We start from the raw sequence: 17821 nt of genomic DNA, 5'->3' as shown, positions 1-17821 counted from the left end.
GGCGCTCTGGGTGCGCGCCAGGTCCACCGCGCGACGCTGCGTCAGCAGCTCGCCGACGGTCGCGGGGACGAGGAGGGATGGGCGCACGAGAGGCACAACCCCGCCCGGCGTCCGTCGATTCCCGTGACCCGCCTCACACCGTCCGTCCAGGCCCTGAGCGCGCCCGCTCACCGCGACAGCAGCGTGATGACCTCGTAGTGCGTGGTGTGCGGGAACATGTCGAGCACCCGCGCCTCCACGGGCCGCAGCGACGGCATGAGGGCGAGGTCGCGGGCCAGGGACTGCGCGTTGCACGAGGAGTAGACGACGTGGCGCACCCCGCAGGACTCGAGCCATCCGGCGAGCTCGGCGCCGATGCCGCGCCGGGGAGGGTTGACGACCACCAGGTCGGGCACGGTGCCGGCGGCGAGTGCGTACGCCGTCGCGTCGGCCGCGACGAACCGGGCCGGGGCGCCCGACGCGGCCGCAGTGGCGCTCGCCGCCCCGACCGCGTCGGCGGAGGCCTCGACGCCGAGCACCTCGCGGCCCTCGGAAGCGAGGTGGAGCGCAAAGCCGCCCACGCCGCAGTAGAGGTCCCAGACCGTGCGGACGTCGGGCAGGTCGCTCACCCAGGCGCGGGCCTGGTCGTACAGGGCCTCCGCGACCGGGGTGTTGGTCTGGAAGAACGACCGCGGCCCCAGCCGGAGCGTCACCCCGGTGGCCAGCCGCATGGGCAGCACCCCGGCGTCGGTCAGCACGATCTCGCGCTCGCCCTCCAGCACCGCCTTGTGCTCCGGCTGGACGTTGACCGTCACGACCCGCAGCGCCGGCACCGCCTCGAGCAGCGTGGGCAGGCGGGAGCGGATGCGTGCCTCCAGTGCCGTGGACCGCATCACGAGCCGGAGCATCGTCTCGCCGTCGGGCGACTCGGTCAGCAGCACGTGCTTGAGCTCGCCGCGGCGCGTCGCGACGTCGTACGGCGTCAGCCCGGCCTCGGCGATCCAGGCGGCGACGCGCTGCAGGCTCGCGCGCAGGCCGTCGGAGTGCAGGCCGCAGTCGCGCAGGTCGACGCCGGCCAGGTCGCGGTCGAGGATGCCGAGGGTGGGCGCCTCGACGGTGCCCCCGACCACCATCTTGGCCTTGTTGCGGAAGCCGACGTCCGCCCCGGCCACGGTCGGCAGCCACCCCCCGGCGTCGACCAGCGAGCGCGCGTGGGCCTCCTTGTCGGACAGCTGGCGCTCGCGCGGGATCCCGAGAAGGGTGCAGGAGCGACAGCGGAAGGCGTCGTAGTGGTGGCAGCGCGGCACGCCGTCGACGACGCGGAGGCTGGGCGCAGGCGGCGGGTCAGCCACCGATGCGGGAGCCCATCCACTCCTCGACGTCGGCCGAGGTGCGGGGGAGCGAGGCCGAGAGGTTTCGGTGACCGTCGGCGGTGACGAGGATGTCGTCCTCGATGCGGATGCCGATGCCGCGCAGCTCCTCGGGGACGAGCAGGTCGTCCTCCTGGAAGTAGAGACCAGGCTCCACGGTCAGCACCATGCCCTCGGCGAGGTCGCCCTTGGGGTAGATGTCGGCCGAGGAGCGACCGCAGTCGTGGACGTCCATGCCGAGCATGTGCGAGGTGCCGTGGAGGGTCCACCGCGAGTAGAGCTTGGACTCCGGGTCGAGCGCCTCCTCCGCGGAGACCGGCAGGAGTTGGAGGTCCTCCAGGCCGTGCGCGAGCACCTCCATCGCGGCGTGGTGGGCGGCGAGGAACGCCGCGCCCGGGCGTACGGCGTCGATGCCGGCCTGCTGCGCCTGCTGCACGAGGTCGTAGAGGTCGCGCTGGAGCGGCGTGAAGCGGCCGTCGACCGGCAGGGTGCGGGTGACGTCGGCGGTGTAGAGGTTGCGTCCCTCCACGCCCATGTCGAGCAGCACCAGCTTGCCGGGCTCGATCGCGCCGGTGTTGTCGATCCAGTGCAGGGTCGTCGCGTGGGACCCGCCCGCGCAGATCGAGTCGTAGCCGATGTCGTTGCCCATCGCGCGGGCGCGGCGGAAGAACGTGCCCTCGATCCAGCGCTCGCCGAACTCCAGGACGCGGTCCCACTCGCGCACCGAGTCGTCGAAGCCGAGGGCCGTGATGTCGCACGCCTCCTGCAGCTCGCCGATCTCCCAGTCGTCCTTGACCAGGCGCAGCTCGTCGGCGACGCGGGCGAGGTCCTCGTCGCGGGTGAGGTCGCGGGTCTTGCGGTCGTCGTCGAAGGACGGCAGGTCCTTGACGTGGCGGACCTCGATGCCGAGGGAGTCGGAGATCTCCTGCGCCGACGGCCGGCGGCCCGCCCAGAGCTCGCCGTACTGGCGGTCGCGGAAGAACTCGTCGGTGTCGCGCTCGGAGCGGGGCCGGGCGTAGAGCACCGACTCGCCGTCCTCGATCACCAGGACCGCGTCGGAGGTCTGGTTGCCGGAGAAGTAGGTGTGGGCGGTGTCGGGCCGGAACCGGTAGTCGGTGTCGTTGGCGCGGACCTTGTAGGTGCCGGCGGGCAGCACGAGCCGGTCGTCGGGGAAGGCGTCGGCGAGCCGCGCGCGACGGGCGGCGGCGAGGTCGGCCACCGGGTGGCGCGGCATGTCGAGCGCCCGGTCGCCCCAGCCCTTGCGCATGAAGGCGGCGTAGGCGGCGGGGACCGCGGGGTCGTGCGACTCGGTGCGGGGGTGCTCGTCGGCGTCGGCGGTCTGGACGCTCTCGGCGGGGATCTCGGCAGTCGGCTCGCTCACGCGGCCACTCTACGCCGGGCCGGGGCGTCGACCCGACCGCGCGCCGTCCCTCCCGACGGGTGCGCCAGCACCGGCGGACGGACGCTGCTCCGTTAGGGTCGAGTCCATGCAACGAGGCCGTCGCGACAGTGTCGCGTTCACCGTCGTGGTGGCTGCGTTGGTCCTCCTCGGGGGCCTCCTCATGGCCGCGGTCATCGCACTCTCCGGCGCTCCCGGGTCCCTGGCGCTGGCGGCACTCCTCGCCGCGATCCCGGTCGGCCCGCTGGTCGGCTGCTTCATGTGGCTCGACCGCTACGAGCCCGAGCCGCGCAACCTGCTCCTGGCCGGCCTGCTGTGGGGCGCGTTCGCCGCCACGGGAGCGGCGATCGTCTTCCAGGGCATCAGCTTCGCCGGCGGCGCGAGCGAGCCCGAGACGCTCAGCGTCGTCGCCCCTGTCACCGAGGAGCTGGCCAAGGGCGCCTTCCTCTTCCTGCTGCTCTGGTGGCGGCGCCACGAGCTCGACGGCGTCCTCGACGGCATCGTCTACGCCGGGATGGTCGGCATCGGCTTCGCCTACACCGAGAACATCCTCTTCCTCGCCGCCGCCTACGACGGCACCGACGGCCTCGGCCCCGGCGGCACGACGGCGCTCACCGCGACGTTCGTCGTGCGCTGCCTGATCAGCCCCTTCGCCCACCCGTTCTTCACGGCGTTCATCGGCATCGGCGTCGGCCTGGCCATCGCGTCGCGGCGGACGTCGGTGCGGCTCCTCGCGCCGCTCGTGGGGCTGCTGCTCGCGGCCTTCCTCCACGGGGTCTGGAACACCTCGACGCTCACCGGCACGGGCGACTTCGTCGTCGTCTACGGCACCTTGATGTTCCCGGCGTTCGTCGGGGTCGTCGCCTTCGCCGTCTACCGCCGCCGCTCCGAGCGCCCGATGCTCGCGCTCGCCCTCCAGGACGCCGCCGACCGCGGGCTGCTCCCCGCCACCGACATCCCGTGGCTGGTCGACCTGCGCGCCCGGCGCCACGCCCGCCGCTGGGCACGCCAGCAGGGCGGCCCGCTCGCCGAGCGCGCCATGCGCGACTACCAGGCCGCCGCCATCGAGCTCGGCTACCTCCACCACCGCTACCTGCGCGGCACGGCGCCCGACGACTTCGCCGCGCGCGGACAGGAGCACGTCGACGAGCTCCGCCGGATCCGCCCCTACATCTCCTTCCCCGGACAGGTGGTCCCCACCCGATGAACGACAACGACGACGCGACCCCTGGTCAGCCCGCCGACCAGCAGCCGGCCGAGCCGACGCCGGGACGCCGCGACGACGACACCACGACCGCCATGGTGACCGCGCTCGTGCGGCTGCGCGGGGCGCTGCAGGAGGCCCGGCTGCCGCTCGAGCTCCCCGGCGCCGCGGAGCAGCGGGCCGCGCGGGCCGAGATGGTCGACCAGCTCGAGGACTACGTGATCCCGCGGCTGATGACCCTCGACGCGCCGCTGCTCGCGGTCGTCGGCGGGTCCACCGGCGCGGGCAAGTCCACGCTCGTCAACTCCCTCGTCGGCACCCGGGTGACCACCCCCGGCGTCCTGCGTCCCACGACCCGCTCGCCGGTGCTCGTGCACCACCCGTCCGACGCCAAGTGGTTCGGCCAGGACCGGCTGCTGCCCGAGCTCGAGCGCGTCGACCGGCAGACCAACGACCCCGCCGCGCTCCAGCTCGTGCCCTCGCCCGTGATGGCGCCCGGGCTGGCGATCCTCGACGCCCCCGACATCGACTCGGTCGAGGAGCAGAACCGCGTGCTGGCGGCCCAGCTGCTCGCCGCCGCCGACCTGTGGCTGTTCGTCACCTCCGCCGCGCGCTACGCCGACCAGGTGCCGTGGGACTTCCTGCGCAAGGCCGCCGAGCGCTCGGCGGCCGTCGCGATCGTGCTCGACCGCACCCCGCCCGAGGCCGTGGACACCATCACCACGCACCTGGCCCGGATGCTGGCGAGCCGGGGCCTGAAGGACTCGCCGCTCTTCGTCGTCGAGGAGGGCGAGGTCTCCGACATGGGCCTGCTGGCCTCGTCGTCGGTGAGGGAGATCCGGCAGTGGCTGCGCGCGCTCGCCGAGGACCAGGAGGCGCGCCAGTCGGTCGTGCAGCAGACCCTCGACGGCGCGATCCGCACGCTGGCGCGTCGTACGCACGCCGTGGCCGACGCGGCGACCGAGCAGGTCGACGCCGTCCGCCGCCTCCGCGAGGACGCCAACGAGGCCTACGACCGTGCCGTCACGGCGGTGGGCGAGGCCTCCGCCGACGGCACCCTGCTGCGCGGCGAGGTGCTGGCGCGCTGGCAGGAGTTCGTCGGCACCGGCGAGCTGCTGCGCACGCTGGAGACCCGGGTCGGCTGGATCCGCGACCGCGTCGTCAACGCGGTCAAGGGCAAGCCCCAGCAGGCCGAGCGGGTCACGGTCGCCGTCGAGTCGGGCCTCGAGACGCTCATCCTCGAGCACGCCGAGGCGGCCGCCGAGCGGGCCGACGCCTCGTGGCACGGCACCGCCGCCGGGCAGGCCCTGCTGCGCGACGCCGGGGAGGACCTCGGCCGGGCCTCGCGCGACTTCCGCCGCCGCGCCGAGCGCGCCGTGCGCGACTGGCAGTCCGACGTCCTCGACATGGTCCGCACGGAGGGCGCCGAGAAGCGCTCGACCGCGCGCTTCCTCGCGTTCGGCGTCAACGGCCTCTCCGTCGCGCTGATGATCGTGGTGTTCGCCCACACCGCCGGCGTGACCGGCGCCGAGGCGGGCATCGCCGGTGGGTCGGCGATCCTCGGGCAGAAGCTGCTCGAGGCCGTCTTCGGCGACCAGGCCGTGCGCTCGCTCGCCGAGCGGGCCCGGCAGCGTCTGGAGGCCTCGGTCAACGACCTGCTCGACTCCGAGCGCCGGCGCTACACCGACCTGCTCGACAGCCTCCAGATCGCCCCCGAGTCGCCCGAGCGGATGCGGGCGGCGGCGCGCAAGGTCGACGACCTGCGCTTCGCGGAGGCGCAGCGACCTCCCCGGGTGTCGGGTGGTGGTGACGACGCCCCCTAGGGTTGTGGTCACAAGCACCGCAGCCCGGACCGTGAGGGAGACATGACGTCGTTGCTCGAAGGGGCCAAGAAGCTGGTCACCAGGAGCTCTGACATCGGCGCACGCGTCGACGGACTCGAGCGCGCAGCCGAGGCGGCCCGCGGCCGGGTCGACGACGCCGTCGTCGACGACGCCACCGCGGTCGCCGCGCGCGCCGCGAGCCGGCTCAAGCTGTCGGCCGACCACACGGTCGTCGCGCTGGGCGGCGCCACCGGCTCGGGCAAGTCCTCGACGTTCAACGCCCTCAGCGGGCTCGAGCTCGCCGCGGTCGGCGTACGCCGTCCCACCACGTCGTGGGCCACTGCCGTCGTGTGGGGCAAGGAGGGTGCCGAGGAGCTGCTGGAGTGGCTCGGCATCCCGCCGCGCCACCAGGTCACCCGCGACTCGATGCTCTCCCAGGGCGACGAGGACGCCGAGATGCGCGGTGTCGTGCTGCTCGACCTGCCCGACCACGACTCCACCGAGGTCTCCCACCACCTCGAGGTCGAGCGGCTGGTGCAGCTCGCCGACATGCTGGTCTGGGTGCTCGACCCGCAGAAGTACGCCGACGCCGCCATCCACGACCGCTTCCTCAAGCCCCTCGCCGGCCACCAGGACGTGATGCTGGTCGTCCTCAACCACATCGACACCGTGCCCGAGGACCGTCGTGCCGGCATGGTCGACGACGTGCGGCGCCTGCTGGAGGCCGACGGCCTCTCCGGCGTCCCGGTGCTGCCCGTCAGTGCCCGCCAGGGATGGGGCATCGAGGAGCTCCGCGGCATGATCGCCAAGCGGGTGGCGGAGAAGAAGCTCACCCGGGCGCGGCTCGAGGCCGACGTCCGCTCGGCCGCCCAGCGCCTCGAGGAGGCCACCGGCACGGGCAAGGTGCCGTCGCTGTCCAAGGAGCGGGTCGCGGCGCTCGACGACGCGTTCGCCGACGCGGCCGGCGTCCCGACCGTGGTCAAGGCCGTGGCCGACTCCACCCGCATCCGCGCCAACCGGGCGACCGGCTGGCCGGTCACGGCGTGGTTCTCGCGCCTCAAGCCCGACCCCCTCAAGCGCCTCCACCTCGACCTCGGCGCGGCCGGCAAGGAGCTCACCGGCACCGCACGCACCTCCGTCCCGAAGGCGACCGGGGTGCAGCGTGCCCGGATCGACACCGAGGTGCGCGCGCTGGCCGACCAGGTGGGTGAGGGCATGGCGCCGCCGTGGGCCGCGGCCGTGCGCGCGGCGTCGGTGTCGCGCCTGCCCGACCTCGGCGACCGACTCGACCGCGCCGTGGCCGGCGTCGACCTCGGCGCCGCCAGGATCCCGGCGTGGGCCGGGCTGGTGCGCGTCCTGCAGTACGTCCTGATCCTCGCCGCGATCGTCGGGGCCGGCTGGCTGGCCCTCCTCGCGCTCGGGTCCTACGCCCGGCTGCCCGAGCCGCCCACGCCGGAGGTCGGCGCCTTCCCGCTGCCCACCCTGCTGCTGCTCGGCGGGATCGGGCTGGGCCTGCTCCTCGCCCTCGTGTGCCGCTGGCTGGTGGCCGCGACCGCGCGCAAGCGGGCGCGCACGGCCGACAAGCGGCTGCGCGATGCGATCTCGGAGGTGTCCGCCGAGCTGGTCGTCGCCCCGATCGAGGCCGAGCTGGCCTCCTACGCGACCGTCCGCGAGGGCCTCGCCGCCGCCCTGCGCTGACCACTCGCGGGCCGGAGAACGTCCCCAGGCCGCGCCGACGGCGGGTTGTCCCCAGCCTCGCGCCGGTGCGGCCCGTCCTGTCGGCCGGGGCGGCGAGCCTTGGGTGATCGCGGCGGGAGGGCCGTCGCCCGAGCCAGGAGGCACCGATGTACGACACCCAGATCACCCTGACCGGCCGGGTCGGCGGCGACGTGACGCTGCGCGAGATCGCCGACGGTCGCGCCGTCGCGACGTTCCGTGTGGCGTGCAGGCCGAGCCGCTACCGAGACGGCGAGTGGGTCAACGGCGCCACGTCGTGGCACACCGTCAAGGCGTGGAACCGGCTGGCCCGCCACGCGGCCTCCTCGCTGCACAGCGGCGACCCGGTCGTCGTCCACGGGCGGCTGGTGGCCGACGTGTGGGAGCGTGACGGCGCACCACAGACCTCGTTCGAGGTGGTGGCCTCCGCCGTCGGCCACGACCTCTCCCAGGGCACGACCAGCTTCACCAAGGCGGCGCCGGCCGAGTCGCGAGACTCGGCGTCGCAGGTCGGCGGGGAGGCCGGGGAGCAGGCCATGCGGCAGGGCGGGCAGCAGGGCGGGGAGCAGGGCGGCCAGCAGGCCGCTTGACCGGGGGCCTTGCGCGTCGGTGCGATTGTCGGCCGGGGGTCGCTTCCCCGTAGGCTCGGCCGCATGGCTGAGTACGTCTTCACACTGCGCAATGTGCGCAAGGCCCACGGCGACAAGGTCGTCCTCGACAACGTCACCTTGTCGTTCCTCCACGGCGCCAAGATCGGAGTCGTCGGCCCCAACGGCACGGGCAAGTCCTCGCTGCTCAAGATCATGGCGGGGCTCGACCACGCCAACAACGGCGACGCCATCCTCGACCCCGAGGCGACGGTCGGGATGCTCCAGCAGGAGCCGCCGCTCACCGAGGGCAAGACCGTCCTGGAGAACGTGGAGGAGGCGGTCGGCGACCTCAAGGCGAAGATGAAGCGCCTCGAGGAGGCCTACATGGAGATGGGGGAGCCCGACGCCGACCAGGACGCCCTGATGAAGGAGACGGGCGACCTCCAGACCGAGCTCGACAACGCCGGTGCGTGGGACCTCGACAGCCGCCTCGACCAGGCCATGGACGCCCTGCGCTGCCCGCCGCCCGACGTCCTGGTCGACAACCTCTCCGGTGGTGAGCGCCGCCGGGTGGCGCTGTGCAAGCTGCTCCTCCAGCAACCCGACCTGCTCCTGCTCGACGAGCCCACCAACCACCTCGACGCCGAGTCGGTGCAGTGGCTCGAGGGCCACCTCGCCTCCTACCCCGGCGCCGTCCTCGCCGTCACCCACGACCGGTACTTCCTCGACAACGTCGCGCAGTGGATCCTCGAGCTCGACCGCGGCAAGGCGCACCCCTACGAGGGCAACTACTCCACCTACCTCGAGACCAAGAAGGACCGGCTCAAGGTCGAGGGCCAGAAGGACGCCAAGCGCGCCCGGATGCTGGAGAAGGAGCTGGAGTGGGTCCGCTCCAACCCCAAGGCCCGGCAGGCCAAGAGCAAGTCGCGTCTGGCCCGCTACGAGGAGATGGCGGCCGAGGCCGACCGGATGCGCAAGATCGACACCTCCGAGATCAACATCCCGGCCGGCCCGCGCCTCGGCGACATCGTGCTCGAGGCCGAGGGGCTCGGCAAGGGCTTCGACGACCGCACGCTGATCCACGACCTGTCCTTCAAGCTGCCCCGCGCGGGCATCGTCGGCGTCATCGGCCCCAACGGCGTCGGCAAGACCACGCTCTTCCGGATGATCACGGGCTCGGAGCAGCCGGACGAGGGCACCCTCACCGTCGGCCAGACGGTCAAGCTGTCCTACGTCGACCAGTCCCGCGGCGGCATCGACCCCCACAAGAACGTCTGGGAGGTCGTCTCCGACGGTCTCGACTTCATCAAGGTCGCCAACTTCGAGATGAACAGCCGCGCCTACGTCGCCTCCTTCGGCTTCAAGGGCCCCGACCAGCAGAAGAAGGCCGGCATCCTGTCCGGCGGCGAGCGCAACCGCCTCAACCTGGCGCTGACGCTGAAGATGGGCGGCAACCTGCTGCTCCTCGACGAGCCCACCAACGACCTCGACGTCGAGACCCTGTCGTCCCTCGAGGACGCGCTGCTCGACTTCCCGGGCTGCGCCGTGGTCACCTCCCACGACCGGTGGTTCCTCGACCGCGTGGCGACCCACATCCTGGCGTGGGAGGGCGACGACGAGGACCCGGCCAAGTGGTTCTGGTTCGAGGGCAACTTCGCATCCTACGAGCAGAACAAGGTCGAGCGGCTCGGCATCGAGGCGGCCCGTCCGCACCGCGTCACCCACCGCCGGCTCACCCGCGACTGACCGGCTCCGTCGGCCGGCGGCGCGCGACGCCCGCCGGCCGGCGACCCGGCGCGCGTTCGCCCGCCGTCCGGCGTGCGTACGGCGGAGTGGTCAGGCGGGCCGGATCTCCGACTCCGGGTGCCGGTTGACCAGGTGGTCGGCGACGCGGTTGAACACCCGCCCGACGGCGGCGAAGTCCTCTTCGGGCACCAGGTCGACGATGTTGCGCCGCACGCTCTCGACGTGGCACGGCGCCGCGCGCACCAGCAGCTCGTAGCCCTGGTCGGTCATGGTCGCCACCACCCCGCGCCCGTCCTCCGGGGTCGTGCCGCGGGTGACGTAGCCCGCGGCCTCCATCCGGGCGACGGTGTGCGTCACCCGGCTGCGCGAGTGGGCCATCGCGTCGGCGAGCTGGGCCATCCGCATCGCCCGCCCGGGGCGCTCGGAGAGCCGGACCAGCACCTCGTACTCCGTCAGCGACATGCCGAATTCGCGCCGCAGGTCGTCGTCGAGGCGCTCCTCGAGGAGCGTCATGCCCATCATCAGGGCGCGCCAGGAGTGCTGCTGGTCGTCGTCGAGCCAACGCGGCTCCCCCGTCGTGGTCATGGGGCCAGCGTAGTGCTGGCGAGGGCGGGACTTCCTCAGGAGAGCCGCTCGAGGATCATCGCCATGCCCTGGCCGCCCCCGACGCACATGGTGATCAGGCCGGTGGACTTGTCGTGCCAGTCGAGGCTGTTGAGCATCGTGTTCTGCAGGCGGGCGCCGGTCATGCCGAACGGGTGGCCCACCGCGATCGCGCCACCGTTGACGTTGAGGCGGTCGAGGTCGATGCCGAGGTCCTGGTAGGACGGGACGACCTGGGCGGCGAAGGCCTCGTTGATCTCGACGAGGTCGATGTCGCCGATGCTCATGCCGGCGTGCTTGAGGGCGTTCTTGGTGGCCTCGACGGGTCCGAGCCCCATGATCTCGGGGGAGAGGCCCGAGACGCCGGTCGACACGATGCGCGCCAGCGGCGTCAGGCCGAGCTCGGCGGCCTTGGTGTCGGACATGACGACCACCGCGGCGGCGCCGTCGTTGAGCGCGCAGCAGTTGCCGGCGGTGACCACGCCGTCGGGGCGGAAGACCGGGTCGAGGGCGGCGATGGCCTCGTAGGTCACCCCGGCGCGGGGGCCGTCGTCCTTGCTGACCACGGTGCCGTCGGGCGTGGTGACGGGGGTGATCTCGCGCTCCCAGAAGCCGTCGGCGATCGCCTTCTCGGCGAGGTTCTGCGAGCGGACGGCGAACTCGTCGAGCTCCTTGCGGTCGAGGCCGCGCAGCCGGGCGACGTTCTCGGCCGTCTGGCCCATCGCGATGTAGATGTCGGGCAGCTCGCCGTCCTCGCGCGGGTCGTGCCAGTCGCGCCCGCCCTTCGCGTACTCGGCGGTGCGTGCGGCGGCGTCCTCGAAGCGCGGGTTGCGCGTGTCGGGGATGTGGTCGGAGGTGCCCTTGGCGAAGCGGGACACGGTCTCCACGCCGGCGGAGACGATGATGTCGCCCTCGCCGGCCTTGATCGCGTGGAACGCCATCCGGGTGGTCTGCACCGACGACGAGCAGTAGCGGGTCACGGTCGCGCCGGGGACCTCGAGGCCGAGCAGCGTGGTGACCACCCGCGCCATGTTGTTGCCCGACTCGCCACCGGGGAGCCCGCAGCCGAGGAGCAGGTCCTCGATCGTGGCGGGGTCGAGCGCCGGGATCTTCTCCAGGGCGGCCTGCACCACGAGGGCGGTGAGGTCGTCGGGGCGGAAGTCCTTGAGCGAGCCCTTGTTGGCGCGTCCGATGGGGGAGCGGGCTGCGGAAACGATCACTGCCTCGGGCATGGAGGACTCCGGTGGCTCGGTGGGTGGTGGGGAGGTCGTGCGGGTGTGCCATCGCACCTTAGTGCGGCACCGGGCGCCAGGTCGGCGCAGGGTGGGGTCGTCGTCTGCGACGATCGGCACGTGCGTCATCTCTATCGCTGCCCCCTGAGGTGGGCCGACCTCGACCTGCTCGGCCACGTCAACAACGTCACCTACGTCGACTACCTCCAGGAGGCGCGGGTCGACATGTTCCGCACCCACGCCCCTGCGAGCCGGGCCGACGACCTGGCCGAGGGGGTCGTGGTGGTGCGGCACGAGGTCACCTACCTCTCGTCGCTGACCTTCGGCTCCGAGCCGGTCTCGATCGAGTGCTGGGTGACCGAGATCCGCGCCGCGAGCTTCACGATGGCCTACGAGGTCTTCGAGGAGGACGCGTCGGGCGAGCGCACGGTCTACGTCCGCGCCCGGACCGTGCTCACGCCCTACGTCTTCTCCACCGAGCGACCGCGGCGCCTGCACGCCGAGGAGCGCGAGTCGCTCGGGCGGCTGCTCGAGCCGGACGAGCCCGTGCGTACGCCGAGGCTGCCCGACGTCGTCGACGTGCCCGGCGGGCGCTACTCGGTGCACGTCCGCTTCAGCGACGTCGACGTCTACGGCCACGTCAACAACGTCAAGTACTTCGAGTACTTCCAGGAGGCGCGGATCCAGCTCATGATGGCCAGCGGCGCCGAGCTGGGGCAGGGGCACCACCTCGTGGTCGCCCAGGTCGACGTCGACTACCGGCGCCCGATCCTGTTCCGCCCCGAGCCCTACGACTGCCGCACCTGGATCTCACGGATCGGCACCACGTCGGTCGTCTTCGACTCGGTGGTGCGCGACGGCGAGGAGGTGCTGGCCCGTGCGCGGGTGGTCGGGGTGTGCATGGACAGCGCCACCGGGCGTCCGGCGCCCGTGCCCGACGTGCTGCGCGACCTCGCGGGGGAGCTCAGTCCGGGGAGTTGACCATGAACTGCGCGGCGTGGGTGACGTAGTCCCAGAACCGCTCGTCCTGCTCGGGAGTGAGGCCGGCCTCGTCGAGACCGGCGCGGAAGTGCCGCAGCCAGTGCTGCGCCGACTCCGGCGTCACGCTGAACGGCGCGTGGCGCATCCTCAGCCGCGGGTGGCCGCGCGTGTCGCCGTACGTGGTGGGGCCGCCCCAGTACTGGATGAGGAACAGGGCGAACCGGTCCTCGGCGGGGCCGAGGTCCTCCTCGGGGTACATCGGGCGCAGGACCTCGTCGTCGGCGACGCCCTCGTAGAAGCGGTGCACGATCCGGCGGATCGTCTCCTCGCCGCCGATCTCGTCGTAGAAGGTCGTCGTCACGCGACCATCCTCCCGTGCCACCCCAGCCGCGTCAGGACGGGGTCTCCCCGGTGGGCGCGATCTCGGCCTCGGTCTGCGCCGGACCCCGCGCCGGCGGGTGCGCGTCGTCGGGAGCGGACGGGGCCTCGGGGCGCTGCTGGTCGCGGATCCACAGCACGCGCTGGGCGAACGGGATCTCGATGCCCTCCAGGTCGAACCGGGCCTTGATCCGCTGGCGCATCTCGCGGGCCACGGCCCACTGCTCCAGCGGCGCGGTCTTCAGGGCGACGCGCACCAGCACGCCGTCCGGGCCGAGCTCCTGCACGCCCCACACCGACGGCTCCTCGATGACCCGACCGGTGAAGTCCTCGTCCTGCCAGAGGTCGTGCGCGACGTCGGCCAGCACGCGCTGCACGCGGGCCAGGTCCTCGCCGTAGGCCACCCCGACGTCGAGCACGGTGCGTGCCCAGTTCTGGCTCATGTTGCCGACCCGGAGGATCTCGCCGTTGCGGACGTACCAGACGGTGCCGTTGACGTCGCGCAGCCGCGTCACGCGCAGGCCCACCGCCTCCACGGTGCCGGAGGCCTCACCCAGGTCGACCTCGTCGCCGACGCCGTACTGGTCCTCGAAGATCATGAAGATGCCCGACAGGAAGTCCTTGACCAGCGCCTGCGAGCCGAACCCGATGGCGACGCCGATGATGCCGGCGCTGGCGATCAGCGGGCCGATGTCGTAGCCGAGCTCGGCGATGACCATCAGTGAGACCACGGTGAGGACGACACCGGTGATGACGCTCTTGAGCAGCGAGCCCATCGTCGCCGCACGCTGCACCCGCCTGGTGTAGCCCGGGTCCTCACGCAGGTTGAGGGCCGCGCCCATGCGCCCGCCCGAGATGGCGCGGCTCAGGCGGTCGGGCAGCATCCCGTGCTCGGCCCTGCGGACGATCCGGTCGACGAGCCGGTGGAGCGCCCACCGCACCACGAGCCCGATGATCACCAGGCCGGCCAGGGCCAGCGGCTTGCCGACGATCCAGTCGACCACCGTGGACAGCGACGCGTCGCTGGTGCGCTCCCAGGTCCAGTCGCACAGCCGCGCGTCGGCGTCGCAGGGGTTGGTCTCGCTCCCGGAGGCCTCGGTCATGAGCATGATCGGGGTGGTGAGGGGGTGAGGCATGCCCGCCAGTATGGGCGATACGCTGTGACCCGTGACCACGCACGTCAGCCCGTCCCGCTCACCCCGACGCGCCCGCGCCCGCTGGGGCGGCCGTGCCGCAGCCCTCGCCGGGGGCACGGCCCTCGCCCTGCTCGCCGCGCCGGCCCACGCCGACGTCCCCGAGGGCTGGGGTGGCCAGACCGAGCGCCTCCAGCTCGACTCGCTGCACTCCCTGGCGCTGTTCGTCGGATTCCCGCTCCTGGCCTTCGTGGTGATCGCGGTCGCGGTCTACCTACCGCCGATGATCCGCGGCGAGCGGCTCCTGCCCGACCACTCGGCCGGTGAGCCCCAGTGGATCGGCGGTCCGCGACAGGGCGTCGCCGAGCTCCCCGCCCCCGACGGCGAGGACTCCCGAGCAGGTGGCGCAAGTGGCCGCTGGTGAGGCCCTGAGCGACACCGACCGGCTGGCCCTCGACAAGTCCATCCGGCTCGCCGAGCAGGCCTCCCGCTTCGAGTTCTCCGTCTACGTCGGCCCGGTCGAGGGCGACGACGCCCGCACCTGGGCCACCCGCCTGCACAACCGCCTGGTGGTCCCGGCGCGCAGCGTGCTGATCCTCGTCGACCCCCGCCGTCGGGTGGTCGAGGTCGTCACCGGCGGCGACGTACGCCGCGTCCTGACCGACGCCGAGGTCGAGCGCGCCGTCGAGGCCATGACGTCGGACTTCGCCGCCGGCCACCTGCTCGCCGGCCTCCAGCGGGGCATCGCCCTGCTGGCCGAGCGCACCCAGCCCCAGGGCTCCCCCCAGGCCTGAGCCGAGGCGGCTCGTCCTGACGCCGAAGTCGGGTCGAGTCGGCTCGTCCTGACTCCGAAACAGCGCCGAGTCGGCGCGTCCTGACCTCGATGGTGTCAGGACGCGCCGCCTCGACCCTTGTGGGGTGTCAGGACGCGCCGCCTCGACCCTCGTGGGGTGTCAGGACGCGCCGACTCGACCGCTGCCTCGACTGCTACCGGGCGTCGCACTCCTGCGCGGCCAGGGCGCGGGCGATCTCGGCGCGCGCCTCGCCGACGTAGCGCTGCGCCTGCTTGGGCGCCGAGCCGTCGGCCAGCCACTCGTCGAGCCGCGCGAGGGTGGCGGCGGAGCCGAGAGGGCGCGGGAAGCCGTACTCGAGGATCGTCGAGGCCTTGTGGAAGCCCAGCGTGTCGACGAGCGTCTGCGACGCGGTGAGGAACTTCTCGAGGTAGGGCTCGAGCACGTCCTCCTGCCCGAAGCGGAAGATCGAGAACGCGATCTCGCGCGAGGTCTCGTTGGGCGTCGACGGGTCGAGCAGCGCGTCCCAGGCCGCGGCCTTGGCCTCCGCGGTCGGCTGGGCGGCCCGGGCGGCGGCCGCCTGCTCCTTGCCCGAGATGGTCCGGTCGACCTCGAGCTCGGCGTCGATCTCCGCGTCGCCGAAACGACCCTGCTTGGCCAGCGCGGTGATGAGCACCCACCGCATGTCCTGGTCGATCGCCAGCCCTTCGACCTCGAACGACCCGTCGAGCAGGCCGATGAGGTCGTCGAGCGCCGCGTCGCTGTGGGCGGCCCCGGCGTAGGAGCGGGCGAAGGTGAGCTGGTGGTCGCTGCCGGGCTCGGCCGCGAGCAGCAGCTCGCGCAGGCCGGTCTCCCACTGCGCCCTGAGCTCGGGTCGGTGCGCGGGGTCGGAGTAGAAGTTGACGGCGAGCGCGGTCGACGCCGGGATCCGGGTCACCGCCCACGCGTCGCTCTCCTGGCCGATGTTGGCGAGCACCAGGTCGACCCAGTCGCGGGTGCGCATCTCGGCGTCACGCGTCATGTCCCACGCCGCACCCCACACGAGCGCGCGGGGCAGCGAGTCCTCGAACGTCGACAGGGCCGAGATGGCGGTCGCGAGGGAGCGCTCGTCGAGGCGGATCTTGGCGTAGGCGTGGTCCTCGTCGTTGAGCAGCAGCAGCGCGGGCTGCCGCACGCCGACGAGCTCGGGGACGTCGGTGCTGGCGCCGTCGACGTCGATCTCGAGGTAGTCGCGACGCACGAGGCGCCCGGCGCCCTCCTCGTCGGTCACCGTGTCGTAGAGGCCGATGCCGAGGCGGTGCCGGCGCAGCGTCGGCCAGTCGGGGTGGGCCGACTGGGCGACGGCGAACGACGAGTAGGCGCCGTCGGCGTCGAGCTCGAAGACCGGCGCGAGCGTGTTGACGCCGGCCGTCTGGAGCCACTCCTGCGCCCAGCCCTGCAGCTCGCGGCCCGAGGACTTCTCGAGCGTGGCGAGCAGGTCCTTGAACTCCGGGTTGCCGTACTCCCACTCCTTGAAGTAGGACCGCAGGCCCTTCAGGAACGGCTCGATGCCGACCCACGCGACGAGCTGCTTGAGCACCGACGCGCCCTTGGCGTAGGTGATCATGTCGAAGTTGACCTCGACCGCGTGCAGGTCGACGTTGTCGGCCGCGATCGGGTGGGTGGACGGCAGCTGGTCGGCGCGGTAGCCGGTCTGCTTGCGGGCGTTGGCGAAGCCGGTCCACGCGTCGGTGAACTCGGTGGCGTTGGCCTCGCACCAGTAGCAGGCCCACTCCGCGAACGACTCGTTGAGCCAGAGGTCGTCCCACCACTTCATGGTCACCAGGTCGCCGAACCACATGTGCGCCATCTCGTGGGTGATGACCGAGGCGCGGAACTCGAAGAACGAGCGGGGCTGGCGGCTGCGGGGGAGGTACTCGTCGCGCAGGGTCACGCAGCCGGCGTTCTCCATCGCTCCGGCGTTGTACTCCGGCACGTAGAGCTGGTCGTACTTGCCGAACGGGTAGGGGTAGTCGAACTGCTCCTCGAACCACTCGAAGCTCTGCTTGGTCAGCTTGACCAGCTCGGCGGTGTCCATGTGGTCCTTGAGCGACTGGCGGCAGTAGTGGCCCAGCGGGATGGTGCCGAACTTGCCCTCGTAGGTGTCGAACTCGCCGTGGTACTCGCCGGCGACGATCGCGGTGATGTAGGTCGACATCCGCTTGGTGGTGGGGAAGCGCCACAGCGAGGCGCCGTCGCCCGCCTCGACCGGCTCGGGGGTCGCGGCGTTGGACACCACGACCCAGTGCGAGGGGGCGGTGACGTTGAAGGTGAACACGGCCTTGAGGTCGGGCTGCTCGAAGGTGGTGAAGACGCGCCGGGCGTCGGGCACCTCGAACTGGCTGTAGAGGTAGACCCGGTCGTCGGCGGGGTCGACGAAGCGGTGCAGCCCTTCGCCGGTGTTGGAGTAGGCGCAGTCGGCCGTCACCACCAGCGTGTTGCTCGCCTCGAGCCCGTCGAGCGCGATGCGGTGGTCGGCGTACGCGGTGGCCGGGTCGAGGCTGCGTCCGTTGAGCGTGATCTCGCGGACGCTGGGCGCGACGAGGTCGGCGAACGTGGCGGCTCCTGGCTCGCGGCAGGTGAACTCGAGCGTCGTGGTGGAGACGAAGGTGGTCTCCTCGGGCTGGGTGGCTGACGTGAGGTCCAGGTCGACGGTGTACGCCGTGACGTCCAGGAGGGCGGCGCGGGTGGCGGCCTCGTCCCGGGTGAGGTTGGTTCCAGGCATGCTCGCATCCTGCCACCGGGTGCATCGCCGGCCCATGCCGGAGGGGGCCGGTGGGCGGCCGGCGGGCGGCCGGTGGGCGGCCGGTGGGGGAGGGGTGGGGAATAGGTGGCCG

The 17821-nt window shown here is 72.6% G+C and carries 15 protein-coding genes; 8 read left to right on the top strand and 7 right to left on the bottom strand.

Annotated features, from left to right (window positions below):
- Positions 1-167: 167 nt before the first annotated feature.
- Both rlmC and JX575_RS13600 read right to left on the bottom strand, forming a co-directional pair.
- A complete protein-coding gene (rlmC, locus tag JX575_RS13605) occupies positions 168-1331 on the bottom strand; it encodes a 23S rRNA (uracil(747)-C(5))-methyltransferase RlmC (RefSeq protein ID WP_241005161.1) in 1164 nt (387 codons plus the stop codon).
- Positions 1324-2730, bottom strand: a complete 1407-nt coding sequence (locus JX575_RS13600; RefSeq protein ID WP_241005160.1) for an aminopeptidase P family protein — start codon at positions 2728-2730, stop codon at positions 1324-1326. Before JX575_RS13600 ends, rlmC begins: the two co-directional genes overlap by 8 nt.
- Before the next feature lie 106 nt (positions 2731-2836).
- On the opposite strand from JX575_RS13600, the gene JX575_RS13595 reads away from it, so the two are divergent.
- The 5 genes from JX575_RS13595 to ettA all read left to right on the top strand — a co-directional run bounded on the left by JX575_RS13595 (position 2837) and on the right by ettA (position 9827).
- Positions 2837-3955, top strand: a complete 1119-nt coding sequence (locus tag JX575_RS13595; RefSeq protein WP_186340761.1) for a PrsW family intramembrane metalloprotease — start codon at positions 2837-2839, stop codon at positions 3953-3955.
- Positions 3952-5775, top strand: coding sequence for a GTPase domain-containing protein (locus JX575_RS13590; protein ID WP_241005159.1), 1824 nt, complete (start codon positions 3952-3954; stop codon positions 5773-5775). Before JX575_RS13595 ends, JX575_RS13590 begins: the two co-directional genes overlap by 4 nt.
- Before the next feature lie 42 nt (positions 5776-5817).
- The gene (locus JX575_RS13585; RefSeq protein WP_186340762.1) at positions 5818-7473 is read left to right on the top strand and encodes a YfjP family GTPase; all 1656 of its coding nucleotides are present in this window, start codon (positions 5818-5820) and stop codon (positions 7471-7473) included.
- 146 nt (positions 7474-7619) lie between these two features.
- Positions 7620-8081 (top strand): single-stranded DNA-binding protein, encoded by a 462-nt coding sequence (locus JX575_RS13580; protein ID WP_186340763.1) that lies wholly within the window; start codon positions 7620-7622, stop codon positions 8079-8081.
- A gap of 63 nt (positions 8082-8144) precedes the next feature.
- Positions 8145-9827, top strand: coding sequence for an energy-dependent translational throttle protein EttA (gene ettA / locus JX575_RS13575; RefSeq protein ID WP_186340764.1), 1683 nt, complete (start codon positions 8145-8147; stop codon positions 9825-9827).
- Positions 9828-9917: 90 nt separating this feature from the next.
- On the opposite strand, the gene JX575_RS13570 is transcribed toward ettA, so the two are convergent.
- Together JX575_RS13570 and JX575_RS13565 are read right to left on the bottom strand one after the other, a co-directional pair.
- On the bottom strand, positions 9918-10412 hold the full coding sequence (locus JX575_RS13570; protein ID WP_186340765.1) for a MarR family winged helix-turn-helix transcriptional regulator: 495 nt from the start codon (positions 10410-10412) through the stop codon (positions 9918-9920).
- Between the two features lie 35 nt (positions 10413-10447).
- Positions 10448-11662, bottom strand: coding sequence for an acetyl-CoA C-acetyltransferase (locus tag JX575_RS13565; protein WP_186340766.1), 1215 nt, complete (start codon positions 11660-11662; stop codon positions 10448-10450).
- Between the two features lie 120 nt (positions 11663-11782).
- On the opposite strand from JX575_RS13565, the gene JX575_RS13560 reads away from it, so the two are divergent.
- On the top strand, positions 11783-12643 hold the full coding sequence (locus JX575_RS13560; RefSeq protein ID WP_186340767.1) for a thioesterase family protein: 861 nt from the start codon (positions 11783-11785) through the stop codon (positions 12641-12643).
- On the opposite strand, the gene JX575_RS13555 is transcribed toward JX575_RS13560, so the two are convergent.
- A complete protein-coding gene (locus JX575_RS13555) occupies positions 12627-13004 on the bottom strand; it encodes a globin (RefSeq protein ID WP_186340768.1) in 378 nt (125 codons plus the stop codon). The two genes, JX575_RS13560 and JX575_RS13555, sit on opposite strands and share 17 nt — an antisense overlap.
- Positions 13005-13035: 31 nt before the next feature.
- Positions 13036-14157 (bottom strand): mechanosensitive ion channel family protein, encoded by a 1122-nt coding sequence (locus tag JX575_RS13550; RefSeq protein WP_241005158.1) that lies wholly within the window; start codon positions 14155-14157, stop codon positions 13036-13038.
- A 31-nt stretch (positions 14158-14188) separates the two neighbouring features.
- On the opposite strand from JX575_RS13550, the gene JX575_RS13545 reads away from it, so the two are divergent.
- Complete coding sequence (locus JX575_RS13545; RefSeq protein ID WP_186340769.1) at positions 14189-14578, top strand: hypothetical protein; 390 nt, start codon at positions 14189-14191, stop codon at positions 14576-14578.
- A complete protein-coding gene (locus JX575_RS13540; protein WP_186340770.1) occupies positions 14565-14948 on the top strand; it encodes a DUF5130 family protein in 384 nt (127 codons plus the stop codon). The genes JX575_RS13545 and JX575_RS13540 overlap by 14 nt, the downstream gene beginning before the upstream one ends.
- A 193-nt stretch (positions 14949-15141) precedes the next feature.
- On the opposite strand, the gene pepN is transcribed toward JX575_RS13540, so the two are convergent.
- Positions 15142-17709, bottom strand: coding sequence for an aminopeptidase N (gene pepN, locus JX575_RS13535; RefSeq protein ID WP_186340771.1), 2568 nt, complete (start codon positions 17707-17709; stop codon positions 15142-15144).
- Positions 17710-17821 lie beyond the last annotated feature (112 nt).

The sequence above is a fragment of the Nocardioides sp. zg-1228 genome (assembly GCF_017086465.1).
Classification (GTDB): Bacteria; Actinomycetota; Actinomycetes; order Propionibacteriales; family Nocardioidaceae; genus Nocardioides.
The sequence above is the reverse complement of the archived record's forward strand: the minus strand, read 5'-3'. Positions and strand labels throughout refer to the sequence as shown.

Bases quoted from the DNA above. Each gene is read 5' to 3' on its own strand.
- JX575_RS13595 (WP_186340761.1), top strand. From the start codon at position 2,837: ATGCAACGAGGCCGTCGCGACAGTGTCGCGTTCACCGTCGTGGTGGCT.
- JX575_RS13590 (WP_241005159.1), top strand. From the start codon at position 3,952: ATGAACGACAACGACGACGCGACCCCTGGTCAGCCCGCCGACCAGCAG.
- JX575_RS13585 (WP_186340762.1), top strand. From the start codon at position 5,818: ATGACGTCGTTGCTCGAAGGGGCCAAGAAGCTGGTCACCAGGAGCTCT.
- JX575_RS13580 (WP_186340763.1), top strand. From the start codon at position 7,620: ATGTACGACACCCAGATCACCCTGACCGGCCGGGTCGGCGGCGACGTG.
- ettA (WP_186340764.1), top strand. From the start codon at position 8,145: ATGGCTGAGTACGTCTTCACACTGCGCAATGTGCGCAAGGCCCACGGC.
- JX575_RS13570 (WP_186340765.1), bottom strand. From the start codon at position 10,412: ATGACCACGACGGGGGAGCCGCGTTGGCTCGACGACGACCAGCAGCAC.
- JX575_RS13565 (WP_186340766.1), bottom strand. From the start codon at position 11,662: ATGCCCGAGGCAGTGATCGTTTCCGCAGCCCGCTCCCCCATCGGACGC.
- JX575_RS13550 (WP_241005158.1), bottom strand. From the start codon at position 14,157: ATGCCTCACCCCCTCACCACCCCGATCATGCTCATGACCGAGGCCTCC.
- pepN (WP_186340771.1), bottom strand. From the start codon at position 17,709: ATGCCTGGAACCAACCTCACCCGGGACGAGGCCGCCACCCGCGCCGCC.